The organism is Sphingosinithalassobacter sp. LHW66-3, assembly GCF_050703275.1.
In the GTDB taxonomy this organism is placed as follows: Bacteria; Pseudomonadota; Alphaproteobacteria; order Sphingomonadales; family Sphingomonadaceae; genus Sphingomonas.
In genome coordinates, this window is the sequence record NZ_CP193482.1 from 96,842 (window position 1) to 120,188 (window position 23,347).

Consider the following 23,347-nt stretch of genomic DNA (forward strand, 5'->3'; position numbering starts at 1 on the left):
CAGGGGAAGGCTCGTATCCCGATCCGTTCGCGTCGAGCGCGGTCGAGACACCTCGCCTGTCGTTCGCGGCACGTCCCTCGACTTCGCTCGGGAAGAACGGGGCGGCGCATGACGGCTGACAGCCTCTGGACCTCTGCCGAAATCGCCGCCGCGACGAACGGCACTGCTTCGGGCGACTTCGCCGTCACCGGGGTTACGTTCGATTCGCGCGAAGTCGCTCCCGGCGATCTCTTCGTCGCGCTCTCGGGCGAGACGACCGACGGGCATCGTTTCCTGCCCCAGGCGTTCGGGCGCGGCGCGGCGGGCGCGCTCGTGAGCGCCGAATGCGACCAGCCGCATGTCCGCGTGGCCGACACGATGGCGGCGCTCGAGGATCTGGCGCACGCGAGCCGCGCGCGGACGGCGGGCAAGGTGATCGGCGTGACCGGATCGGTCGGCAAGACCGGCACCAAGGAGGCGCTGTTCGCGGCGCTCGACCGTGCCGAGCCGGGGACCGCGCACCGCTCGGTCAAAAGCTACAACAACCACACCGGTGTGCCGCTGAGCCTTGCGCGGATGCCGCGCGACGCGCGCTTCGGCGTGTTCGAAATGGGGATGAACCATGCCGGCGAGCTGGCCGCGCTCACCCGCATCGTGCGCCCGCACGTGGCGCTCGTCACGACGATCGCGCCGGCACATACCGAATTTTTCCGCGACGAGAGCGCGATCGCCGACGCCAAGGGCGAGATCTTCCAAGGGCTCGAGCCCGGCGGCACTGCGATCGTGCCGTTCGACGGCCCGCATCGCGACCGGCTGATCGCCGCGGCCAAGCCGCACGCGGAGCGGATCGTGACCTTCGGGCTGAATGAAGGCGCCGATGTGCGCGCGGTCGAGACGATGAAGACCCGCACCGGCGGTACCTTCATCACCGCGCGGCTGCCGGGCGGCGAGCTGAGCTTCACACTGGGGCAGCCGGGCAGCCACTGGGTGGCGAACGCCATGGCGGTGCTCGCCGCGGTGGACGCCGCCGGCGGCGATCTGGAGCTTGCCGGTCTGGCGCTGGCCGAACTGGGCGGCCTGCCGGGGCGCGGCGCACGCTTCCTCGCGGCGGTGGACGGCGGCGAGGCGCTGGTGATCGACGAGAGCTACAACGCCAATCCGGCTTCGATGCGCGCGACGCTGGCGGTGCTCGCCGAGGCGCAGGGCACGCGCAAGCTGGCGGTGCTGGGCGAGATGCGCGAGCTGGGCGCGGCGAGCGCCGACTATCATGCCGGGCTTGCCGAGCCGGTGCGCGCCGCAGGCGTCGGCTATGCGATTCTGGTGGGTGATGCGATGGCCGCGCTCGCGAAGGAACTTGAGGGCAGGGTCGAATTCGTCCATGTGGCCGATGCCGCGTCCGCGCGCGATCGCCTTGCGGCGGTTTTGGCGCCGGGGGATGCGGTTCTCGTCAAGGGATCGAACGCAATCGGGCTGGCGAACGTGGTGGCGGCGCTGGCGGGAAGGGCATAATGCTGTACTGGCTCGCCGACCTTCTGGGGTTCCCCGGCGTTCTCAACCTGTTCCGCTATCTGTCGTTCCGCACCGGCGCGGCCGTGGCGACGGCGCTGCTGATCGGCCTGATCATCGGCCCGCGCTTCATCGGCTGGCTGCGCGTGCGCCAGGGCAAGGGCCAGCCGATCCGCGACGACGGGCCGCAGAGCCATCTCGCCAAGCGCGGGACGCCGACGATGGGCGGGCTGATGATCCTCACCAGCCTGGTCGCGTCGATCCTGCTGTGGATGGACCTGTCGAACACCTTCGTCTGGGCATGTATGTTCGTGACGTTCGGCTTCGGGATGATCGGATTCCTCGACGATTACGACAAGGTTCGCAAACAGAAGACCGCGGGCGTTTCCGGCCGCGTGCGGCTGGCGGGCGAATTCCTGATCGCGGGCGTCGCGAGCTGGATCATCGTCCAGCAGAGCGGGACCGAGCTGTATCTGCCGTTCGTCAGCCAGCGGTTCGACCTCGGCTATTTCTACATCCCCTTCGCCGCGTTCACGATCGTGGCGTTCGGCAATGCGGTGAACCTGACCGACGGGCTCGACGGGCTGGCGACGATGCCGGTGATCATCGCGTCGATCGCGTTCATGATGATCGTCTATCTGGTCGGCCGTTCGGACTATGCGACCTATCTGGGCATTCCGCACGTCGCCGGCGCGGGCGATCTGGCGATCTTCTGCGGCGCGATGATCGGCGCGGGGCTGGCGTTCCTGTGGTTCAACGCGCCGCCGGCGGCGGTCTTCATGGGCGATACCGGCAGCCTGGCGCTGGGCGGCGCGCTGGGCGCGATCGCGGTGACCGCGCATCACGAGATCGTGCTGGGGATCATCGGCGGCCTGTTCGTCGTCGAGGCGATGTCGGTCATCATCCAGGTGTTCTTCTACAAGCGGACCGGCAGGCGCGTGTTCAAGATGGCGCCGATCCATCATCATTTCGAGCAGATGGGCTGGTCCGAGCCGACCGTGGTGATCCGGTTCTGGATCATCGCCTTCGTGCTGGCGCTCGCGGGACTTTCGACTCTCAAGCTGCGATGATCACATCCACCACCTGGAGCGGCAAACGCTACGCGGTGCTGGGGCTGGCACGCTCCGGGACGGCGACGGTGAGCGCGCTGCTGGCGAGCGGCGCCCGCGTGACCGCGTGGGACGGCGACGCGGCGCGGCGCGATCAACTCCTCCCCGGTACGGGGAGGGGGACCGCGCGCAGCGCGGTGGAGGGGGGTGGCGGCGACGCACACGCTCTCGATACGACCGAGTCTCGTGAGGCGCTCCCCCTCCACCATCCTTCGGATGGTCCCCCTCCCCGTACCGGGGAGGAATTGACGCTCGCCGATCCGCTCGACCTCGACCTAGCCGGTTTTTCCGGCGTCGTCGTGTCGCCCGGCGTGCCGATCAACCGACACGCCATCGCGCCGCACGCGCGCGCCGCAAACGTGCCGCTGATCGGCGACATCGAGCTGTTCGCCCAGGCGCGGCCTGAACTGCCGCCCCATCGGGTGGTCGGCATCACCGGCACCAACGGCAAGTCGACCACGACGGCGCTGATCCACCATATTCTCGATTCGGCAGGGATTCCGGCGCGGATGGGCGGCAACATCGGCCTGCCGATCCTGGCGCAGGACCCGCTGCCCGAGGGCGGAGTCTATGTGCTCGAACTGTCGAGCTATCAGATCGATCTCACGCAAAGCCTCGATTGCGACGTGGCGGTGCTGCTGAACATCACGCCCGACCATCTCGACCGCTACGACGGGTTCGAGAGCTATGCCGCGTCGAAGGCGCGGCTGTTCGCAATGCAGTCGGCCGGGCACGCCGCGGTGATCGGGATCGGCGACGCGGCCTCGGCGGCGATCGCGCGCGACCTGGCGATCTCCGGCCGATCCGAAGCGCTGACGAAGATCGCGCCCGGCGCGTGCATGGTGCAGGACTGGCCGGCGCTGCAGGGTCCGCACAATGCGCAGAACGCGCTCGCCGCGATCGCCGCATGCGAGGCGCTGGGGGTGGCTCGCGACGACATCGACGCGGGGCTGGCGAGCTTTCCGGGGCTGCCGCACCGGATGGAGCGCGTGGGGACGAAGCACGGCGTGCTGTGGGTGAACGACAGCAAGGCGACCAATCCCACATCGACCGCGCCGGCATTGCAGGCGTTCGAGCGGATTCACTGGATCGTCGGCGGCCAGGCCAAGACCGACGAGCTGGAGGCGTGCCGCCCCGGCTTCGGCAATGTCGTGCGCGCCTATGCGATCGGCGAGGCGGCCGCGCTGTTCGAGACGCTGCTCGCTCGCGAAATGCCGGTGGTGCGTTGCGACACGCTCGACCGGGCGGTGCAGGCGGCCGCGGCCGCCGCCGTTCCTGGCGACACGGTGCTGCTCTCGCCTGCCTGCGCGTCGTTCGACCAGTTCCGCGACTATGAGGATCGCGGCGACGCATTCCGCAGGCTGATCGAGGCCATGGCATGAGCGCCGCGCGTCCCGATGGCCTGCGCGGCCGAGTCGCCAATCAGCTGGGGCGGACGAGCAAATCGCCCGCGGGCCTGTGGTTCTGGGAGATCGACCGCGTCCTGATCCTGCTCGCGCTGCTGCTGATGGCTATCGGGCTCGTCGCGGTGGCGGCGGCGTCGCCCGCGACCGCACGGCGCTATTCCGACGGCGCGGTGCAGGTGCCCGCGATGTACTATTTCTGGCGCCAGATCGCCTGGGTGGCGATGTCGGTGCCGGTGATGGTGGCGATTTCGATGTTCCCGGTGCGGATCGCGCGGCGCGGCGCGCTGATCGGAGCGGCGCTGTTCTTCGTGCTGCTGGCGCTCACGCCGTTCATCGGAGTCGAGGCGAACGGCGCGCGACGCTGGCTGGGCGTGGGCATCGCCGAGTTCCAGCCCTCGGAATTCCTGAAGCCGCTGTTCATCGTCGCGATCGCCTGGGTGCTGTCGCTGCGCGCGAAGGATCCGGGCCTTCCGGTGCTGTTCATCACCGGCGGGATGACGGCGCTGGTGGGCGCGTTCCTGATGATGCAGCCCGATTTCGGGCAGACGATCGTGTTCGGCGCGGTGTGGCTGATCCTGCTGATGATCGCGGGCTTCTCGCTCGCGTGGATCGGCGGGCTGATCGGGCTTGGACTGGCGGGCGTGGTCGCCGCCTATCTTTTCTACGACACCGCGCGCAACCGCATCAATTCCTTCTTCTTCCCCGACCCGAACGGCGCGCTGGGCGACCAGTATCAGACCAACATGGCCGAAGCGACGCTGACCGCGGGCGGGCTGACCGGCACCGGGCCGGGGGGCGGAACGGTGAAGTTCCGCCTGCCCGAAGCACATACCGATTACATCTTCTCGGTGGTCGGCGAGGAATTCGGCCTCATCACCTGCGGCATCATCGCGATCCTCTATCTCGCGATCGTCGTGCGCGTGTTCATGAAGCTGCTCGACGAGGAGGATGTGTTCCGCCTGCTCGCCGCGGCGGGACTCGCGGCGCAGTTCGGCGTGCAGGCGGTGATCAACATGGCGGTCAACACGGGACTGGCGCCCTCCAAGGGAATGACGCTGCCGTTCATCAGCTATGGCGGGTCGTCGATGATCGCGCTGTCGCTGGGGATGGGACTGCTGCTCGCATTCACGCGGCGAAACCCGTATCTGACCCGCTCTGCTTATTTGGCGCGCGGGAGCGGCACATGAATCAGCCACGAAACTATGTCCTCGCAGCCGGCGGGACCGGGGGCCATATGGTGCCCGCCGCCGCACTGGCGGCCGAGCTGCGCGAGCGCGGCCATCACGTCGCTCTGGTGAGCGACGATCGCGGCGTCCGCTTTCCCGGACTGTTCGACGACATCGAGACCCATGTGCTGCCCGCCGGGCGGCTGGGCGGGGGACCGCTCGGCTGGCTGAAGGCGGCGCGCAACGTAATGGCGGGGCGCTCGATGGCGCTGCAATTCTATCGCAGCTACCGCCCCTCGGCGGTGATCGGCTTCGGCGGCTATCCCGCGCTGCCCGCGCTGATGGCGGCGTTCCGCGCGGGGATCCCGACGATCGTTCACGAGCAGAACGCAGTGCTCGGGCGCGTGAACCGCTTCGTCGCCGGCAAGGTGGACGCGATCGCCACTTCCTATGCCGAAGTCGACCGGATGAAGGACGGGTGGCGCGGCAAGACGCACCTCGTCGGCAATCCGGTGCGCGAGGCGGTGCTGGCGCTGCGCCAGCGCCCCTATCCGCTGCTCGAGGAGGACGGCATCTTCCGCGTGCTGGTGACCGGGGGCAGCCAGGGCGCCTCGATCCTGAGCCAGGTGGTGCCCGACGGCCTCGCGCTGTTGCCGGTGCATTTCCGCCGCCGCATGCAAGTGACTCATCAGGCGCGCGTCGAGGACATCGATCGGGTGCGCGCCAAATATGCCGAGCATGGCATTCCCGCGGAAGTCGCCACCTATCTGCCCGATCTGCCCGAGCATCTCGCCTGGGCGCATATCGTGATCGCACGGGCCGGCGCCTCGACCATCGCCGAGCTGACCGCCGCGGGTCGGCCGGCGATCCTAGTCCCGCTGCCCAGCGCCACCGACGACCATCAGACCGCCAACGCGCGCGAGATCAGCGATGCGGGCGGCGCGCGAACGATTCAGCAGAAGAATTTCACGCCGTCCGAACTCGCCAAGCAGATCCAGAAGCTCGGGCTCGACACGCAGGGGCTGGAGAATGCCGCCGCGCGTGCGCGCGGTTGCGGCCGGCCCGACGCCGCGCGCGACCTTGCCGATCTGGTGGAAAGCATCGACGCGCCCTGGGAATCGGCAGGCCTCGGAATCGCCCGGGCAAAGCCCCGGGCCGCGAACGGAAGGCTGGCGCCGGCATGAGGGGAGTCGCGACCGACATCGGCACGATCCACTTCGTGGGCATCGGCGGCATCGGCATGTCCGGCATCGCCGAGGTGATGCACAATCTGGGCTATCGGGTGCAGGGATCGGACATTGCCGAGAGCTATGTCGTCCAGGGCCTGAAGGCGCGCGGCATTCCGGTGATGATCGGCCATGCGCCGGACAATGTGGCCGATGCGGCGGTGGTCGTGATCTCCACTGCGATCCAGCGCGGCAATCCCGAAGTGGAGGCGGCGCTCGAACGGCGCATTCCCGTGGTCCGCCGCGCCGAGATGCTGGCCGAGCTGATGCGGCTGAAGTCCACCGTCGCGGTGGCCGGCACGCACGGCAAGACGACCACCACCAGCATGGTCGCTGCGCTGCTCGACGCGGGCGGAGTAGATCCCACCGTGATCAACGGCGGCATCATCAACAGCTATGGCTCGAACGCGCGGCTGGGCGCGAGCGACTGGATGGTCGTCGAAGCCGATGAGAGCGACGGCAGCTTCCTGCGGCTCGACGGCACGATCGCGGTCGTGACCAACATCGATCCCGAGCATCTCGATCACTACGGCAGCTTCGACCGCGTGAAGGACGCATTTGTCGAGTTCGTCGAGAATGTGCCTTTCTACGGCGCCGCGCTGCTCTGCCTCGACCATCCCGAAGTGCAGGCGATCATTCCGCGCGTGCGCGACCGGCGGATCGTCACCTATGGCTTCGCGGCGTCGGCCGACGTGCGCGGCGTGAACGTGACTCCGGTTTCCGGCGGCAATCGCTTCGACGTGGTGGTGCGCCAGCGCGACGGATCGACTCGCACGCTCGAAGGCGTCGAATTGCCGATGCCCGGGCGACACAATGTTCAGAACGCGCTGGCGGCGATCGGCGTGGCACTGGAGCTGGGAATCGCCGACGAGACGATCTGCAACGGCTTCGCGCAGTTCGGCGGCGTCAAGCGCCGGTTCACCAAGGTGGGCGAGATCGCGTTCGCCGACGGACCGCCGGCGCGGGTGATCGACGATTACGGCCACCATCCGGTCGAGATACAGGCGGTGCTTTCTGCGGCGCGCGAAAGCGCCACGGGGCGCGTGATCGCCGTGATGCAGCCGCACCGCTATTCGCGGCTGGGAAGCCTGATGGAAGAGTTCGCTCAGGGCTTCAACGACGCCGACATGGTGTTCGTCACTCCCGTCTATGCGGCGGGCGAGGAGCCGGTCGAGGGTGTCGATTCGGCGGCTCTCGTCGAAACGATCAAGCTGCGCGGCCACCGCTCGGCAGCGACGGTGGAGGATCAGGCGGAGCTGGCGACGGCGCTCGCCGACGCGATCCGGCCCGGCGACAGGATCGTCTGCCTGGGCGCGGGAGACATTACGCGCTGGGCGGCCGAGCTGGCCCCGGCAATCGAGGAGCGAATGGCGGAAGCGGAGGCACGGGCATGAGCGACTGGTTCTCGACCGCAGTGGAGATGCAGCGCGAAATTCTGCGCGCGCAGCAGGCGCAAATGAAAGCCGCGCAGAAGATGGTCGACACGAGCGCGCAGGCGCATCGCGACGCGACCCAGCAGATGCTCGACGCCGGAAAGCAGATGGAAGCGATGCAGCAGGCCGGCCGCAAGGCGGTCGAGGCGAATCTCGACGCGTGGAAGGCCTGGGCGAGCTTCTGGGGGTGGAAGTGAGCGCATCGCCGCACACCGCTGCCGAGGCACGGTCCGGAGTGGCGATTCCCGAGGTGCAGGGTAGCGTCGAGCCGAACGGCAGCCTCGCCGACTTCATCTGGTTCCGCACCGGCGGGCCCGCCGAGTGGCTGGTGCGTCCCGAGAGCGTCGACGCGCTGGCCGATTTCCTTGCTGCATTGCCGGCGGAAGTGCCGGTGCTGCCGGTCGGCGTCGGATCGAACCTGATCGTTCGCGACGGCGGCGTGCCGGGCGTGGTCATCCGGCTGCCCAAGGCGATGGCCAAGCTTCAGGTCGAGCCGGGCAACCGCATCCGCGTCGGCGCGGCGGCGATGGGGATCACCGTGGCCAGCGCGGCGCGTGACGCAGGAATCGCGGGACTCGAGTTCCTGCGCGGCATCCCCGGCACGGTGGGCGGCGCGGTGCGGATGAACGCGGGTGCCTATGGTCGCGACGTTTCCGACATCCTGATCGAGGCGATGGTCGTCACGCGCGACGGCTATATCCAGAGCTGGCCGGCCGAAAAGCTGGCCTATACCTATCGCCATTCGGCGCTGCCGGAGGGCGCGGTGGTGGTCGGCGCGCTGTTCGAAGGCGTTCCGGGCGACCCGGCGACGATCGGCGCCGAGATGGACCGCATCGCCGCCGAGCGCGAAGCGAGCCAGCCGCTGCGCAGCCGCACCGGCGGATCGACCTTCAAGAACCCCGAGGGCGCCAAGGCGTGGGAGCTGATCGACCAGGCAGGGTGCAGAGGGCGTCGCAGGGGCGATGCGCAGGTGAGCGAGAAGCACACCAATTTCCTGCTCAATCTGGGCGACGCTACCAGCGCAGATATCGAAGCGCTGGGCGAGGAAGTCCGCGCGAAAGTGAAGGCGGCGAGCGGCGTCGAACTCGAATGGGAAATCCAGCGCGTGGGGGTAACGAAGTGAGCTGCAACCGTCGCTCCCGCGAAGGCGGGAGCCTATCTCTGGTTGAGGTTTCGCACCGACCGTCACCGCGCGCGGGCGATGTGCCGCCGGCGGTGGTCCGTGACGAAGCAGCCATGGGCCCCTGCCTTCGCAGGGGCGACGGGTTGGGCTTACAGAATCCCGGCGGGTACAAGGCCTGGGAGCCGATTGGCCGGGCCGGACGCCGCGGCCTGCGCAGGGGCGACGCGCAGGTGAGCGAGAAGCACATGAATTTCCCGCTCAACCTGGGCGCGGCGACGAGCGGTATCGCGCTCGAAGGGGAAATCCGGCGCGTGGGGTTGGCCCTAAGCCGCAACCGTCGCTCCCGCGAAGGCGGGAGCCTATCTCTGGTTGAGGTTTCGCACCGACCGTCACCGCGGGCGGGCGATGTGCCGCCGGCGGTGGTCCGTGACGAAGCAGCCATGGGCCCCTGCCTTCGCAGGGGCGACGGGTTGGGCTTACAGAATCCCGGCGGGTACAAGGCCTGGGAGCCGATTGGCCGGGCCGGACGCCGCGGCCTGCGCAGGGGCGCCGCGCAGGTGAGCGAGAAGCACATGAATTTCCCGCTCAACCTGGGCGCGGCGACGAGCGGTATCGCGCTCGAAGGGGAAATCCGGCGCGTGGGGTTGGCCCTAAGCCGCAACCGTCGCTCCCGCGAAGGCGGGAGCCTATCTCTGGTTGAGGTATCGCACCGGCCGACACCGCGGGCGGGCAATGTGCCGCCGGCGGTGGTCCGCGACGAAGCAGCCATGGGCCCCTGCCTGCGCAGGGGCGACGAGGAATTGTGGTGACAGAGTTTGCTCCCCTTCACATCGCCGTGCTGATGGGCGGCTGGTCGGCCGAGCGCGAGGTTTCGCTGATGTCGGGCACGGGCATCGCCGATGCGCTCGAATCGCTCGGGCACCGCGTGACGCGGATCGACATGGGGCGCGACGTCGCGGTGAAGCTCAGCGAGGCGCGGCCCGATCTGGTGTTCAACGCGCTCCACGGCACGCCCGGCGAGGACGGCAGCGTGCAGGGCATGCTCGATCTGATGGGGCTGAAATACACCCATAGCGGGCTGGCTACTTCGGTGATCGCGATCGACAAGCAGCTCACCAAACAGGCGCTGGTGCCGCACGGCATCCCGATGCCCGGCGGCCGCATCGTGCGCACCGAAACGCTGTACGAGCGCGATCCGCTGCCGCGACCCTATGTGCTCAAGCCGGTCAACGAAGGATCGTCGGTGGGCGTTGCGATTGTCACCGACGAAGGCAATTACGGCAATCCGATCGCGCACGACGCGCGCGGCCCCTGGCAGGAGTTCGACGAATTGCTCGCCGAACCCTTCATCCGCGGCCGCGAGCTGACCAGCGCGGTGCTGGGCGATCGCGCGCTGGGCGTCACCGAACTCAAGCCCAAGAGCGGCTTCTACGATTATGACGCGAAATACACCGACGGGCTGACCGAGCACGTCTTTCCGGCGGAAATCCCCGACGAGATCGCCGACGCCTGTATGCGGATCGCACGCGAGGCGCACCGGCTGCTCGGCTGCAAGGGAACGTCGCGTTCCGATTTCCGCTGGGACGACAGCCAGGGAATCGACGGGCTGTTCCTGCTGGAAGTGAACACCCAGCCGGGGATGACTCCGCTCAGCCTGGTGCCCGAGCAGGCGCGGCATTGCGGCATCGACTATGCCGCGCTGGTCCAGCGGATCGTGGAGGAGGCGCTGCAGTGAGCCGCCGTCCGGCCCGACGCACGAACACGCGGCGCAAGCCGGCCACCAAGCGGCGGCCGCAGGCGAAGCGGAAGGCACGCAAGCCGAGCATGCTCGACCAGGCGATCGCCGCGCTGCCGCTCAGCGAAGCGGCGCTGCGGCGGGTGGCGACGGTGGGCATCGTCGGCGTGGTGCTGGCGGTGGCGCTGGGCATCGCGACCTGGTTCGGACTGCCGCAGCGCGCAGGCGTGGCGACGGCCGAGGCAGTGGGGCGCGCGGGCTTCCGGGTCGCGCAGATCCAAGTGACCGGGCTCGACCGGATGGATCGGATGGCGGTCTATGCCCAGGCGCTCGACCAGGAGAGCCGGGCGATGCCGCTCGTCGACTTGGAGGGCGTGCGCGAGCGGCTGATCCGCTTTCCCTGGATCGCGGATGCACGCGTGTCGCGGCGGCTACCCGATACGCTGATGATCCATGTCGTCGAGCGCGAGCCGGCGGCGATCTGGCAGCAGAACCAGCAGCTGATGCTGATCGACGCGAGCGGCGAGCTGCTCGAGCCGGTGCGGCGCGAGGCGATGCCCGATCTGCCGCTGCTGATCGGCGAGGGCGCGAACGAGAAGGAAGCGGCGCGCGAGCGGTTGATGATGGCGGCGCCGGCGCTCAAGCCGATGGTGCGCGCATCGCGCTGGATCGGCAACCGGCGCTGGGACCTGCTGTTCGACACCGGCGAGCGGCTGCAGCTTCCCGAAGGCGAATCGGCGGCGGCGACGGCGCTGGCGAAATTCGCCGAGCTCGACCGCGACCAGCGGCTGCTGGGCCGCGGCTATATCAGCTTCGACATGCGCGATCCGTCGAAGCTGGTGCTGCGGCGGCAGGGCTCGGAAACCACGGCGCCCGGGGCGGGCGTGACGACGATTTCGTAACGGGCAGGACAGGGGCAGGGACATGGCGAAGGCGGCACCCGAAGGACTGATCACCGCACTCGACGTCGGCTCGTCGAAAGTGTCGGCGCTGATCGCGCAGAAGGCCGAGGGCGGCGAGCTGATCGTGCTCGGCACCGGCCAGCGCGAGAGCAAGGGTGTGAAGCGCGGCTATGTCGCCGATATGCACGCCACCGAAATCGCGATCCGCGAAGCCGTGGAGCAGGCCGAGCGCATCGCCGGCACCAACATCGAGGATGTGTGGGTCAGCTTCTCGGCGGGCGGGCTGATCTCGGACATCGTCAAGCTCGAAGTCGATCTGGGCGGACACCGCGTCGAACAGGGCGACATCGACGCGCTGCTGCGCGCCGGCCGCGACGCGATCGACCCGATGGGGCGGATGGTGCTCCATGCCCAGCCGACCCGCTATACGCTCGACGGGCTGGCGGGGGTGAAGCGGCCGCTGGGGCTGCACGCCGACCGGCTGGGAGTCGACGTGCATGTGGTGGCGACCGAGGGTTCGCCGGTGCGCAACCTCGACCTGTGCGTCCGCTCGGCGCACCTGAACGTGCAGTCGATCATCGCCGCGCCGGTCGCCACCGGCCTGGCGACGCTGAGCGAAGAGGAGCGCGAGCTGGGCGTGGCGCTGGTCGAGATCGGCGCGGCCGTGACCAATGTCTCGGTGTTCCAGGGCGGGGTGCTGACCGGGCTCGCTTCGATCGCGATGGGATCGGCCGACATCACCGACGACGTCGCCTCGGCGTTCGGCACCGGCCGCGCCTGGGCCGAGCGGGCGAAATGCTATCACGGCTCGGCCAATATGAGCCCGCGCGACAACCACGACATGATCGACGTGGCCCCCGCCAATGCCGAGGACGGCGCCGAATCGTCGCGGATCACCAAGGCGCAGCTGATCGCCGTGGTCCGCCAGCGGCTCGACCGGCTGATGCAGGAAATCCAGAAGGAGCTGCGCAAGCTCAAGTTCGAGGATCCGGTGGGGCGCCAGATCGTGCTCACCGGCGGCGGCGCCGAGCTGAAGGGGATCGCCGATTACGCGCAACAGGCGCTGGGAAGCGCGGTGCGCGTCGGTCGGCCGAAGGGCTTGGTGGCGCTGCCCGACGCGCATGCAGGACCGGCGTTCGCCACGCTCGCGGGGCTCGCGAAATACGCCGCGTCCGACCCGGTCGATCTGCGCGCGCTCCAGCCCGCGCACCAGCTGGTGACGCGGGCGAGCCCGCGTGCGATGCTGGCGCGGCTGATGGCGGCATTCCGGGCGAACTATTAAAGAATTGCGACGATATTCCGTGTTTGCACTAGAGTCGGCGGAATCGTTCGTGCAGAAGGCGTTTGAACCGCGTTCCGGGGTGCAGCGAACGCGACAGGAGACCAGGCGATGAGTATCGAATTCCTTCCGCCCGAAGTGGACGAGCTGACGCCCAAGATCACCGTCATCGGTGTGGGCGGCGCGGGCGGCAACGCGATCGCGAACATGATCCGTGCCGATGTGCAGGGCGTGGAGTTCCTGGTCGCGAACACCGACGCGCAGGCGCTCAAGCTCAGCGAGGCGGGGCACCGCATCCAGCTGGGTGCCAAGATCACGCAGGGCCTCGGCGCCGGATCGCGGCCCGAGATCGGCCGCGCCGCGGCCGAGGAGACGATCGAGCAGGTGCAGAAGGCGCTCGAGGGCGCACATATGTGCTTCCTCGCGGCGGGCATGGGCGGCGGCACCGGCACCGGCGCCGCGCCGGTGATCGCCAAGGCCGCGCGCGACATGGGCATCCTGACCGTCGGCGTCGTCACCAAGCCGTTCGCCTTCGAGGGCAAGCGCCGGGCGAATTCGGCCGAGGCGGGCATCGAGGAGCTGCAGAAGTACGTCGATACGCTGATCGTCATTCCCAACCAGAATCTCTTCCTGATCGCGAACGCCAACACGACGTTCAAGGAAGCGTTCGAAATGGCGGACGAAGTGCTGCAGCAGGGCGTGCGCGGCATCACCGACCTGATGGTCATGCCGGGCCTCATCAACCTCGACTTCGCCGACGTGCGCGCGGTGATGCAGGAGATGGGCAAGGCGATGATGGGCACCGGCGAAGCCGAAGGCGACGCCCGCGCGATCGAGGCGGCGCAGAAGGCGATCGCCAACCCGCTGCTCGACGGCGTGAGCATGAACGGCGCCAAGGGCGTGATCGTTTCGATCACCGGCGGCGAGGACATGCGCCTGCTCGAAGTCGACGAAGCGGCGAACCACATCCGCGAGCTGGTCGATCCCGACGCCAACATCATCTGGGGCTCGGCGTTCAATCCCGAGCTGGAAGGCAAGATCCGCGTTTCGGTCGTCGCGACCGGCATCGAGGCCGGTGAGGGCACCGAAAGCGCGGCACCGGCGCCGAGCGCCGCCGAACAGCCGCGCGTTTTCTCGTTCGGCACGCCGCGCCGTTCGGCCGAGCCGGGTTTCTCGCAGCCGCAGATGGCGCCCCAGCAGGCCGGACAGAGCGAGCAGCCGGAGACGCAGGAGCGCCAGGCTGCACCGGCCCCGGCCGTGCCGGAGGAATATTCGCCGCCGCAGGCCGCGGCCGAGCCCGAAGCGCCTTCCGCGCCGGCCGATGCCGACGATGGCGAGTCCGACGAGCTGATCCTCGGCAGCGACGCGGCCGTGCCCGAACAGCCGGCACCGACGCCGCAGCAGCCTGCACCGCAGCCGAGTGCCGAACGTGCGCCTCCGGGCGACTTCGGCAGCCGCCGCCGCTGGCTCACCGACGGCGATGGCGAGGAAGAAGCGGCGCCTGCGCCGGCGTCGGCGCCCGCGCAGCGCGGGGGCCGCGCCAAGACCGGCGGGACCTTGTTCGAGCGCATGGCCTCGGCCTCGCGCGGGGGCGGCAAGCAGGACGAGGACGATGCGGACAAGGATCCGCTGGATATTCCGCGCTTCCTGCATCGCCAGAACAACCAGTAAGGGCTTCGTCGCCGTTGCGGCTCGGCTGACCGAGCGCAGCGGCGGCGCCGCTTGCCCGCGGGCGGCGGCGCACCCTAGCCTGGAATCACGCATGAGACGGATTCGCCTTTTCTCCGCGAGTGGGCTTGCGCTGGCGCTCGCGGTGCCCGGCGTGAGCGCGCCTGCGCGTGCGCAGGAAGTCGTCATGCCGCCGACTCCGAACGCCGATCGCCTGGCCCAGGAGATTCGCGTCCTCACCGAAGATCCGCAGGACCTGCGCGCGCTGCTTTCGGCCGGCGCACTGAGCGTACGGCTGAACGATCCTGCCGCCGCGCTGGCCTTTTTCGCGCGCGCCGAGGCAGTCGAGCCGAACGATCCACGAATCCTCGCGGGCCGTGCCGCGGCGCTGGCGCTGCTGCAGCGGCCGGGCGAGGCGCTGCACCTGTTTGCCCAGGCAGAGGCGGCGGGAGTGCCGCCCGAGCGATTCGCGCGCGATCGGGGCTTCGCCTATGATCTCCTCGGCGCCCAGGCGCTGGCGCAGCGCGATTACCGGCTGGCGCTCGAGCAGGAACCCGACGACGAGACGATCCGGCGGCTCGCGCTGTCGCTCGGCATTTCGGGAGAAGCCGGGGAGGCGATGGCGCTGCTCGATCCGTTGCTGCGGCGGAGCGACGGCGCGGCCTGGCGCGCGCGCGCCTTCGTCATGGCGATGAACGGCGATATCGCCGGCGCCGAGCGGATCGCCGAGAATGTGCTCCCGGGCAATATGGGGCTGGCGCTGACGCCCTTCTTCCGCCGGCTGGCCGAACTCGGCCCCGCCGATCGCGCGTTCGCCGTCCACTTCGGCGAGATTTCGGCGACTCCGGAGCGGCTGGCCGATGCGCAGCTGGCGCCTCCGCTGCCGCGCGTGGCCGCTGCGCCGCCCGCCACTTCCGCGCAGGCCAGGCCACAGCCGGCTCCGGCCGCGCGATCCGATCGCAACAGCCGCCGTCGCGCCCGCGAGGCGGCGCGGCAGCAGCGGCGGCAGCAACAACAGAGTGCGCCTCGGGGTTCGGCGGTGCGCGTGGCACCAGCGCCCAGTCCGGCGCCTGCCCCTGCACCAACGCCTGCCGCTCCGCCCGAACCGGTGCCTGCGCAGACAGCCGCCCCGACGCCTGCACCAGCCCCCGCACCCGTGCGGGCGGTAGCCGAGCAGCCCGCGACTTCGGCCGCGGCAGGGCCCGAGCGGGAAGCGCCCGCCATCGGAGCGGCGAGGCAACAGCCCGTATCTCCGCCGGCCGCGACACCGACGCCGACACCCACACCCACACCCACACCGGCCGCCACGCCGCGCGCCGAGCGCCCCGCGGCGCCTCCGGCAGCGCGCCCCGATCCGCGGGTCGAGGAGCCGGCGCGTTACTGGGTGCAGGTGGCCGGCGGCGCCGATGAATCGGCGCTGCCCTTCACCTGGCGGCGTCTGGTACGGGAGGCGCCCGAAGCGTTTCGCGGAATGCAGGCGTGGACCACGCCGCTGCGCGCGACCAACCGGCTGCTCGTCGGCCCCTTCGCCAATGCGCGCGAGGCACAGGCGTTCGTCAATCAGCTGGCGGCCGAGCAGATCGACGCCTTCACCTTCCACAGCGAGGCGGGCCAGCGCATCCGCCGCCTTTCGACCCGGTGAGTCCGCGCGCGCCCTGGGCGTGCGATCCCCACGCCAGCCGCGGCCGCCTTTACGAAGAACAGACCGGGACCACGCGCGGCCCGCGCGACGCGTTCCAGCGCGATCGCGACCGGATCGTCCATTCGATCAGCTTCCGCCGGCTGCGCCACAAGACCCAGGTGTTCATGGCGCCCGACGGCGACCATTTCCGCGTGCGGCTGACGCACAGCCTCGAAGTCGCGCAGATCGGCCGCACGATCGCACGCGCGCTGGGGCTGAACGAGGATCTCACCGAGGCGCTGTGCCTGGCGCACGACATCGGCCATCCGCCGTTCGGCCATGCCGGCGAGCGCGCGCTGAAGAACGCGCTGGAGGGGCGCGGGGGGTTCGACCACAATGGCCACACGCTGCGCGCGCTGATGTGCCTCGAAAATCCCTATCCGCTGTGGGACGGGCTGAACCTCAGCTGGGAGACGCTGGAGGGACTGGCCAAGCACAACGGGCCGGTGCGCCATCCCGGCTGGGCACTGGCGGCGGCGGACGCGGCGTTTCCGCTCGATCTGGGCAGCTATTCGTCGCTCGAGGCGCAAGTCGCGGCGCTCGCCGACGACATCGCCTATGACAATCACGACATCGACGACGGGCTGCGCGCGGGGCTGCTGACGCTCGACCAGCTGCTCGAACAACCGATGGTCGCCGAGGCGTGGCGCGGCGTGGAGGCCCGCTTCCCCGGCGTCGATCGCAAGCGGCTGCTGCGCGAGCTGGTGCGTGCGCAGATCGGCATGATGGTGAACGACCTGCTCGAAACCACGCGGGGGAAGATCGCGGCGTCGGGCGTCGAGAGCGAGGCGGACGTGCGCGCGGCGGGCGAGTGCCTGGTCTGTTTCTCGCCGGGGATGCGCGACGGCGAGCGCGCGCTCAAACGCTTCATGTACGCCAACCTCTATCATCACCCGCACCAGCTCGCCGCGGCCGATCATGCCGAGCGGATCATCGCCGGGCTGTTCGCCGCCTATGCCGCCGATCCGGGGCTGATGCCCGACGGCTGGGACGCCCAGCTGCCCGCCGAGGAGCCCTGGCGCAGCCGCCACATCGCCGATTTCATCGCAGGGATGACCGATCGCTATGCCGTCGCGCGCTATTGCGAGGCGGTCGGCCCCATCGACCTGCCCGAAGGCTTCTGAGCCGGAGCGCCCGGCGGCTGCGCCGGTACGGCGTTCCGGTTCACACCGCGGCGCGCGCGAAGCAGCGCAGCTTTGCCGGTGCGCTGAAAAGCTTTGATTGTCGCGGCTGCGCGACGCGCCTAGCTGCGCATCATGCTCCAGCCGCCCGCCGCCCCGCACAACCCGCCCGTCAGCCGCGCGGGGCTCGCGCAGGGAGTCGCTGCCTATGCGCTCTGGGGGCTGCTGCCTCTGTACTTCAAGCTGCTGAGCGGAGTGGACGCGGGCGAGATCGTGGCGACGCGTATCCTGTGGTCGCTGGTGCTGCTCGCGGTGCTGGTGGCCGCGCTGCGGCGCTGGCGGCGGTTGCGCTCCGCGCTGGCGAGCCCGCGCACGCTGCTGATGCTCAGCGCGAGCGCGCTGCTGATCGCAGTCAACTGGCTGGTCTATATCTGGGCAGTGCTCAACCATCACGTGCTCGAAGGCAGCCTGGGCTATTTCCTCAACCCGTTGATCAACGTGCTGCTGGGCGTGCTCGTGCTGCGCGAGCGGCTCGACCGGGTGCAGACCGCGGCGGTGGGGCTGGCGGCGCTGGGGGTGCTCGTGCTTGCGGTGGGCGCGGGCGCGGGGCTGTGGATCAGCCTGGTACTCGCGGTGTCGTTCGGGCTGTACGGACTGGTGCGCAAGCTGGCGCCGGTCGATTCGATCGAGGGGCTGACGATCGAAACGGCGATCCTCGCGCCGGTCGCGGGGCTCTACCTCCTGTGGCTCGGCGAGCGAGTCGCCTTTGGCGAGGAGCTGACGCTCAGCCTGCTGCTCGCCCTGGCAGGCGTGGTCACGGCAGTGCCGCTGCTGCTCTTCGCCGCGGCGGCCAAGCGGCTGCGCTATTCGACGCTGGGGCTGCTCCAATATCTCGCGCCGACGATGCAGTTCCTGCTCGCCATCTTCGTCTTCGGCGAGCACATGACCCGCGCGCATCTCGTCTGCTTCGTGCTGATCTGGAGCGGGCTCGCCCTCTATGCCGGGCGCGGCACCTGGGAAGCACGGCGGCGGCGCCTGCCGGCATAGGATCGTTTTGCGCAGCGCGAGCCGCTGCGCTAAGCGCGCGGCCATGACGCTCTACGCACGCTATGCCGCCCATCTCGACGCCGTCCTCGACAGCCTCGTGGCTGCGGGCGATCTTCCTGCGGGGCTCGAACGCCGCGCCGTTACGGTCGAGCCGCCGCGCGACGCCAGCCACGGCGACCTGGCGACCAATGCGGCGATGGTGCTCGCCAAGCCCGCCGGCACCAACCCGCGCGCGCTCGCCGAGAAGATCGCGGCGGGGCTGGAGGCAGCGGAGGGCGTCGCTTCGGTCTCGGTCGCCGGGCCGGGCTTCATCAATCTGACGCTAACCGACGACAGCTGGCGCGACGAGCTGCGCGCGATCCTCGACGCGGGCGACGCCTATGGCCGGTCGCAGGCGGGGGCGGGCACCACCGTCAACATCGAATATGTCTCGGCGAACCCCACCGGGCCGATGCACATGGGCCATTGCCGCGGCGCAGTGGTGGGCGATGCGCTCGCCAACCTGCTGGAATGGAACGGCGCGCGGGTGATCCGCGAATATTACGTGAACGATGCCGGCGGGCAGGTCGATGTCCTCGCCCGCTCGGCGCACCTGCGCTATCGCGAGGCGTTGGGGGAGACGATCGAGATCCCCGAGGGGCTGTATCCGGGCGACTATCTGAAGCCGGTCGGCGAGAAGCTGGCGGCCGAACACGGCGATGCGTTCCGCACCGCGCCCGAGAGCGACTGGCTGCCGCTGTTCCGCAAGACCGCGGTCGCGATGATGATGGATATGATCCGGGCGGACCTGAAGCTGCTCGGCATCGAGCATGACGTATTCGCTTCCGAGGCCGAGCTTCAGGCGGCGGGCAAGCCCGAGGCCGCCGAGGCGTGGCTGCGCGAACGCGATCTGGTGTACGACGGCGTGCTCGAAGCGCCCAAGGGCGAGACGCCCGAGGACTGGGAGCCGGTCGAGCTGCCGCTGTTCCGCTCGACACGGTTCGGCGACGACCAGGATCGGCCGATCAGGAAGTCGAACGGCCAATGGACCTATTTCGGCGCCGATCTCGCCTACCATTTCCAGAAGGCGCAGAATGCCGACGCGCTGATCGACATCTGGGGCGCCGATCACGCGGGCACGGTGAAGCGGATCGTCGCGGCGGTGGCGGCGCTGACCGAGGGCAAGACCCGGTTCGACGTGAAGCTGGTGCAGATGGTGCGGCTGCTGCGCGCGGGCGAGCCGGTGAAGATGTCGAAGCGGTCGGGAAATTTCGTCACGCTGGCGGACGTCGTCAACGAAGTCGGCAAGGACGTGGTCCGCTTCACGATGCTGACGCGCAAGGCCGACGCGCAGATGGATTTCGACTTCGCCAAGGTGGTCGAGGCATCGAAGGACAATCCGGTCTTCTACGTCAACTATGCGCATGCCCGCATCGCGTCGCTCCACCGCAAGGCACAGGAGGCGGGGATCGTCTGCGGCGCGGCGGATCTGTCCCTGCTTGGGACAGACGAGCTGGCGCTGGTGAAGCGCGCGGCGCAGTTCCCGAGGCTCGCCGAAGGCGCCGCGGCGGCCCGCGAGCCGCATCGAATCGCCTTTTACCTCTATGATCTTGCAGGTGAGTTCCACGCATTGTGGAACCAGGGCAATGACGATCCCGCGCGCCGCTTCCTGCTTCCGGAGAATCCCGACGTCACCTGTGCGCGGCTTTTCTTGGCGCGTGCGATCGGGCAGATTATCCGCAACGGCCTCCGCATCATGGGCGTGGAGGCGGTGCAGGAGATGCATTGATGAGCAGCCGCGGGGATGCGGGCTACGGCGACGACGATCGGTTGCCGTGGCTCGAGTCCGTCGATGAGGACTATTCCGATGGACCGTCGTTCTGGCGGATCGCGCTGCTGGTGCTGCTCGCGCTCGCGGTCGTGGGGGCGGCTCTCTTCGGCTATTACTGGTATCAGCAGCGGGAAAGGCTGCATGGCTCGGGTCAACTGATCGAGGCGCAGGAAGGCGACTATAAGGTCGAGCCCGACGAGCCCGGCGGCATGCCGGTGGAAGGCGAGGGCGATGCCGTTTTCGCCGCGAGCGAGGGCGATATGCCCAATGCCTCGATCGCGGTCGGAGCCGAACCCGAGGCGCCGGTCGCAGGGACGGTCGCGCCGCGGCCCACTCCCGCGGCGGAGGCGACCGGAGCGGCGCGCGTCACCGTGCCCGTACCCGCGCCCGGCGAGCAATCCCGGGCAAAGACTGCGCCGCGCACTTCGGGCGGAGCCGCGGTGGTGCAGCTCGGCGCCTTCCCGGACGAGCAGGGGGCGGAAGGCGCGTGGAACCGGCTGTCGCGCGAGCACGCGTTCCTGGCGTCGCTCGGCAAGTCGATCGAGCGCGGCGAAAGCGGCGGACGCACCGTTTATCGCCTGCGTCTCAACGCCGGCAGCGCCGAGCAGGCGCGCGACATCTGCGAGCGGCTGCAAGCGGCCGGCGCAAGCTGCTACATCGCCAATTGACCAGGCCGCGCCGCCGGACGAAGTGAGACCGTAGCCGCATGAAACCCGTGATCTACGGCCTCGCCGGCCAGCAGCTCAGCGCCGAGGAGCGTGGCTTCTTCAAGGATGCCGATCCGCTCGGCTATATCCTGTTCAAGCGCAACTGCGGCAGTCGCGATCAGATGCGCGCGCTGACGGACAGCCTGCGCGACCTTTCCGGCCGTTCCGACGTGCCGATCCTGATCGATCAGGAAGGCGGGCGAGTGGCGCGGATGCAGCCCCCCGAATGGCCGGGCTTCCCTGCGCCCGGCGCGTTCGACGCGCTGTATGATGTGGCTCCCGTCTCTGCGATCGAGGCCGCGCGCGCCAATGCGCACGCGCTGGCGCTGATGCTGGCCGAGGTCGGGGTGACCGTGAACGCGCTGCCGCTGCTCGACGTGGTGCGCCCCGAAACCAGCGACGTGATCGGCGATCGCGCACTCGGGGGCGAGCCGATGCGGGTCGCGGCGCTCGGCAAGGCAGTGCTCGAGGGGCTGCGCCGCGGCGGCGTGATCGGCATCGTCAAGCACATGCCCGGCCATGGCCGCGGCAGGGTGGACAGCCACAAGGAACTGCCCGTGGTCGATGCGAGCGCGGACGAACTCGCGAGCGACATCGCGCCGTTCGCGGCGCTTGCCGACGCGCCGATGGGAATGACCGCCCATGTCGTCTTTACTGCCTGGGACAAGGAGCGGCCCGCCACGCTCTCGCCGACCGTGATCGGCGAGGTGATCCGTACGCGGATCGGCTTCGACGGGCTGCTGATGACCGACGATATCGACATGAAGGCGCTGAGCGGGACGGCAGGCGAGAAAGCGGCGGCGGCCGTGGCGGCGGGCTGCGACGTGGCGCTCGATTGCTGGGCGCGGATGGACGAAATGGTCGAGATCGCCGAACGGCTGGGCGACGCAGGGCCCGAGACGCTCGCGCGGCTGGAGCGCGCACTGGCGAGCGTAACGAATGGCGCCGAAGAAGCTGACTTCGCCGAACTGATCGCAAAGCGCGACGCGCTGCTCGCGGTGGGGTGATCGCGGCGATCGGGGTGGAGGTGGACTCATAGGCCCGTCAGCAGCGAACGCGTAGCTTCGGGCGTTCACCAGCCCGGCAGCTTCGCGCCTATAATCGATCATTCAGCACCACTCTGACCGTCGCTGAAACCTGCCGTTCTCTCGCCCGCTCTGAGCGCTCGCCGGACTGGCCGGCATTGGGACAAATTTGCCACCCGCCGCGGCCTCGCCGAACTGCGGGTTCAGCCAGAGCTGTCGTTCGCGAGTGTCCCGATAACGATGCTGTTTCGGGAATTGCAGCCATGGGCTTGATGCCGTAGGACGGCCCTGTTCTTGGGAGTTTTCGAAATGATCCAGCGTCACCGCTAAAGCGGAAAGGCACACGCCAGCGGAGTGATCCGCCGACTGGACTCTGTTTTCGAGAGCATCATGCAAAGATTGATTAACAAGACGTGCGTCGTCACTGGCGCGGCGCGCGGCATTGGCCGCGCCATTGCGGCGCGCTTCCATGACGAAGGCGCCATCGTCATCATCACCGACATAGACGAAGCGACAGGGGCGGCGGCCGCGTCCGAGATCGGATGTCTGTTCGAACCACTCGATGTGCGCGAGGAAGACCATTGGTATCGGTTGGCCGGCGTCGTTCCGGCGGCCGACGTGATGGTCAACAATGCCGGTGTGACCGGGTTTGAGGCTGGCATGGCATCGCATGATCCGGAACATGCCAGCCTTGCCGATTGGCGCGAGGTCCACCGCGTCAACCTCGACGGGACGTTTCTCGGCTGTCGCTACGCGATCGGCGCGATGAAGGGTGCGGGAACCGGCTCGATCATCAACATATCGTCGCGTTCGGGACTGGTCGGCATCCCCGGCGCGGCGGCCTATGCTTCATCGAAGGCAGCAATCCGTAATCACAGCAAGACGGTCGCGCTTTACTGCGCGCAGCAAGGCTGGAGGATACGCTGCAACTCGATCCATCCGGCCGCGATCCTCACGCCGATCTGGGAGCCGATGCTAGGCACTGGTCCCGATCGGGACGCCAAGATGCAGGCGCTCGTCGCGGACACGCCGCTCAGGCGGTTTGGAATGCCTGATGAAGTCGCGGCCATCGCCGTAACACTGGCCTCCGACGAAGCGACCTATGTCACCGGCACGGAGGTGAACATCGACGGCGGCTTGCTCGCCGGGTCCGCTGCTTCGCCCGGTTAAACTCCTGGGTGGGCGTGCCCAGTCACGCCCACCACCATGCCCACGAACGAAGGTGACGCGAGGCAGCTGGTGACTGCATGTGCAGGCACCAGGTGACAGGCTTGGCTTTCCCGAAACCTGTTCCCGATTGTGTTTTCCCGAAATGACGCATCGGAGATGGAGAAACGGGACGGTGGCGCATCACTTAAGCGGCTGGTTTCGGGAGCGGGGGTGATCGATTGTACGGCAATTTCCGCGGCGCTTACTGTTCGGCA

The 23,347-nt window shown here is 69.0% G+C and carries 20 protein-coding genes and 1 pseudogene; all 21 read left to right on the top strand.

Translation table 11 applies throughout. The features are described 5' to 3' along the window. The first annotated feature begins 108 nt into the window (after positions 1-108). The 21 genes and pseudogenes from ACQ450_RS00450 (at position 109) to ACQ450_RS00550 (ending at position 23,093) form a co-directional block, all read left to right on the top strand. On the top strand, positions 109-1,488 hold the full coding sequence (locus ACQ450_RS00450; protein ID WP_431470081.1) for a UDP-N-acetylmuramoyl-tripeptide--D-alanyl-D-alanine ligase: 1,380 nt from the start codon (positions 109-111) through the stop codon (positions 1,486-1,488). Next, complete coding sequence (mraY, locus tag ACQ450_RS00455; protein WP_188054702.1) at positions 1,488-2,555, top strand: phospho-N-acetylmuramoyl-pentapeptide-transferase; 1,068 nt, start codon at positions 1,488-1,490, stop codon at positions 2,553-2,555. Before ACQ450_RS00450 ends, mraY begins: the two co-directional genes overlap by 1 nt. Further along, positions 2,552-3,976, top strand: a complete 1,425-nt coding sequence (gene murD, locus ACQ450_RS00460) for a UDP-N-acetylmuramoyl-L-alanine--D-glutamate ligase (RefSeq protein WP_431470082.1) — start codon at positions 2,552-2,554, stop codon at positions 3,974-3,976. Before mraY ends, murD begins: the two co-directional genes overlap by 4 nt. Continuing rightward, positions 3,973-5,187, top strand: coding sequence for an FtsW/RodA/SpoVE family cell cycle protein (locus ACQ450_RS00465; RefSeq protein WP_188054704.1), 1,215 nt, complete (start codon positions 3,973-3,975; stop codon positions 5,185-5,187). Before murD ends, ACQ450_RS00465 begins: the two co-directional genes overlap by 4 nt. Beyond that, positions 5,184-6,350: an undecaprenyldiphospho-muramoylpentapeptide beta-N-acetylglucosaminyltransferase gene (gene murG / locus ACQ450_RS00470; protein ID WP_431470083.1), complete on the top strand. Its 1,167-nt coding sequence runs from the start codon at positions 5,184-5,186 to the stop codon at positions 6,348-6,350. Before ACQ450_RS00465 ends, murG begins: the two co-directional genes overlap by 4 nt. Beyond that, positions 6,347-7,786 (top strand): UDP-N-acetylmuramate--L-alanine ligase, encoded by a 1,440-nt coding sequence (murC, locus tag ACQ450_RS00475; RefSeq protein WP_431470084.1) that lies wholly within the window; start codon positions 6,347-6,349, stop codon positions 7,784-7,786. The genes murG and murC overlap by 4 nt, the downstream gene beginning before the upstream one ends. Continuing rightward, positions 7,783-8,022 carry a hypothetical protein gene (locus ACQ450_RS00480; protein ID WP_188054707.1) on the top strand — a complete coding sequence of 80 codons (240 nt, stop codon included), beginning with the start codon at positions 7,783-7,785 and terminating at the stop codon, positions 8,020-8,022. Before murC ends, ACQ450_RS00480 begins: the two co-directional genes overlap by 4 nt. Then, positions 8,019-8,948, top strand: a complete 930-nt coding sequence (gene murB, locus ACQ450_RS00485; protein ID WP_431471246.1) for a UDP-N-acetylmuramate dehydrogenase — start codon at positions 8,019-8,021, stop codon at positions 8,946-8,948. Before ACQ450_RS00480 ends, murB begins: the two co-directional genes overlap by 4 nt. Positions 8,949-9,061: 113 nt before the next feature. Continuing rightward, positions 9,062-9,169 (top strand): annotated as a pseudogene (locus ACQ450_RS00490) (UDP-N-acetylmuramate dehydrogenase); the annotation flags it as partial. A 24-nt stretch (positions 9,170-9,193) separates the two neighbouring features. Continuing rightward, entirely contained in the window at positions 9,194-9,757 is a 564-nt protein-coding gene (locus tag ACQ450_RS00495; protein WP_431471247.1) for a hypothetical protein, read from the top strand. A 32-nt stretch (positions 9,758-9,789) separates the two neighbouring features. Next, on the top strand, positions 9,790-10,683 hold the full coding sequence (locus ACQ450_RS00500; protein ID WP_431471248.1) for a D-alanine--D-alanine ligase: 894 nt from the start codon (positions 9,790-9,792) through the stop codon (positions 10,681-10,683). Then, positions 10,680-11,585: a cell division protein FtsQ/DivIB gene (locus tag ACQ450_RS00505; protein ID WP_431470085.1), complete on the top strand. Its 906-nt coding sequence runs from the start codon at positions 10,680-10,682 to the stop codon at positions 11,583-11,585. The genes ACQ450_RS00500 and ACQ450_RS00505 overlap by 4 nt, the downstream gene beginning before the upstream one ends. A 22-nt stretch (positions 11,586-11,607) precedes the next feature. Next, positions 11,608-12,867: a cell division protein FtsA gene (gene ftsA / locus ACQ450_RS00510; protein ID WP_188054711.1), complete on the top strand. Its 1,260-nt coding sequence runs from the start codon at positions 11,608-11,610 to the stop codon at positions 12,865-12,867. 108 nt (positions 12,868-12,975) lie between these two features. Next, positions 12,976-14,535 (top strand): cell division protein FtsZ, encoded by a 1,560-nt coding sequence (ftsZ, locus tag ACQ450_RS00515; RefSeq protein ID WP_431470086.1) that lies wholly within the window; start codon positions 12,976-12,978, stop codon positions 14,533-14,535. A 91-nt stretch (positions 14,536-14,626) separates the two neighbouring features. After that, the gene (locus ACQ450_RS00520) at positions 14,627-16,174 is read left to right on the top strand and encodes an SPOR domain-containing protein (protein ID WP_431470087.1); all 1,548 of its coding nucleotides are present in this window, start codon (positions 14,627-14,629) and stop codon (positions 16,172-16,174) included. Next, positions 16,171-17,337 (top strand): deoxyguanosinetriphosphate triphosphohydrolase, encoded by a 1,167-nt coding sequence (locus ACQ450_RS00525; protein ID WP_431470088.1) that lies wholly within the window; start codon positions 16,171-16,173, stop codon positions 17,335-17,337. Before ACQ450_RS00520 ends, ACQ450_RS00525 begins: the two co-directional genes overlap by 4 nt. 132 nt (positions 17,338-17,469) lie before the next feature. Next, on the top strand, positions 17,470-18,381 hold the full coding sequence (gene rarD / locus ACQ450_RS00530; protein ID WP_431470089.1) for an EamA family transporter RarD: 912 nt from the start codon (positions 17,470-17,472) through the stop codon (positions 18,379-18,381). Between the two features lie 43 nt (positions 18,382-18,424). Continuing rightward, positions 18,425-20,149, top strand: coding sequence for an arginine--tRNA ligase (argS, locus tag ACQ450_RS00535; RefSeq protein ID WP_431470090.1), 1,725 nt, complete (start codon positions 18,425-18,427; stop codon positions 20,147-20,149). After that, on the top strand, positions 20,149-20,859 hold the full coding sequence (locus tag ACQ450_RS00540; RefSeq protein WP_431470091.1) for an SPOR domain-containing protein: 711 nt from the start codon (positions 20,149-20,151) through the stop codon (positions 20,857-20,859). Before argS ends, ACQ450_RS00540 begins: the two co-directional genes overlap by 1 nt. A 38-nt stretch (positions 20,860-20,897) precedes the next feature. After that, complete coding sequence (gene nagZ / locus ACQ450_RS00545) at positions 20,898-21,905, top strand: beta-N-acetylhexosaminidase (RefSeq protein ID WP_431470092.1); 1,008 nt, start codon at positions 20,898-20,900, stop codon at positions 21,903-21,905. Between the two features lie 408 nt (positions 21,906-22,313). Next, the gene (locus tag ACQ450_RS00550) at positions 22,314-23,093 is read left to right on the top strand and encodes an SDR family oxidoreductase (RefSeq protein WP_431471249.1); all 780 of its coding nucleotides are present in this window, start codon (positions 22,314-22,316) and stop codon (positions 23,091-23,093) included. Positions 23,094-23,347 lie beyond the last annotated feature (254 nt).

Coding starts and splice junctions, on each gene's coding strand:
- ACQ450_RS00450 (WP_431470081.1), top strand. CDS start 109: ATGACGGCTGACAGCCTCTGGACCTCTGCCGAAATCGCCGCCGCGACG.
- mraY (WP_188054702.1), top strand. CDS start 1,488: ATGCTGTACTGGCTCGCCGACCTTCTGGGGTTCCCCGGCGTTCTCAAC.
- murD (WP_431470082.1), top strand. CDS start 2,552: ATGATCACATCCACCACCTGGAGCGGCAAACGCTACGCGGTGCTGGGG.
- ACQ450_RS00465 (WP_188054704.1), top strand. CDS start 3,973: ATGAGCGCCGCGCGTCCCGATGGCCTGCGCGGCCGAGTCGCCAATCAG.
- murG (WP_431470083.1), top strand. CDS start 5,184: ATGAATCAGCCACGAAACTATGTCCTCGCAGCCGGCGGGACCGGGGGC.
- murC (WP_431470084.1), top strand. CDS start 6,347: ATGAGGGGAGTCGCGACCGACATCGGCACGATCCACTTCGTGGGCATC.
- ACQ450_RS00480 (WP_188054707.1), top strand. CDS start 7,783: ATGAGCGACTGGTTCTCGACCGCAGTGGAGATGCAGCGCGAAATTCTG.
- ACQ450_RS00495 (WP_431471247.1), top strand. CDS start 9,194: ATGAATTTCCCGCTCAACCTGGGCGCGGCGACGAGCGGTATCGCGCTC.
- ACQ450_RS00500 (WP_431471248.1), top strand. CDS start 9,790: ATGGGCGGCTGGTCGGCCGAGCGCGAGGTTTCGCTGATGTCGGGCACG.
- ftsA (WP_188054711.1), top strand. CDS start 11,608: ATGGCGAAGGCGGCACCCGAAGGACTGATCACCGCACTCGACGTCGGC.
- ftsZ (WP_431470086.1), top strand. CDS start 12,976: ATGAGTATCGAATTCCTTCCGCCCGAAGTGGACGAGCTGACGCCCAAG.
- ACQ450_RS00520 (WP_431470087.1), top strand. CDS start 14,627: ATGAGACGGATTCGCCTTTTCTCCGCGAGTGGGCTTGCGCTGGCGCTC.
- rarD (WP_431470089.1), top strand. CDS start 17,470: ATGCTCCAGCCGCCCGCCGCCCCGCACAACCCGCCCGTCAGCCGCGCG.
- argS (WP_431470090.1), top strand. CDS start 18,425: ATGACGCTCTACGCACGCTATGCCGCCCATCTCGACGCCGTCCTCGAC.
- ACQ450_RS00540 (WP_431470091.1), top strand. CDS start 20,149: ATGAGCAGCCGCGGGGATGCGGGCTACGGCGACGACGATCGGTTGCCG.
- nagZ (WP_431470092.1), top strand. CDS start 20,898: ATGAAACCCGTGATCTACGGCCTCGCCGGCCAGCAGCTCAGCGCCGAG.
- ACQ450_RS00550 (WP_431471249.1), top strand. CDS start 22,314: ATGCAAAGATTGATTAACAAGACGTGCGTCGTCACTGGCGCGGCGCGC.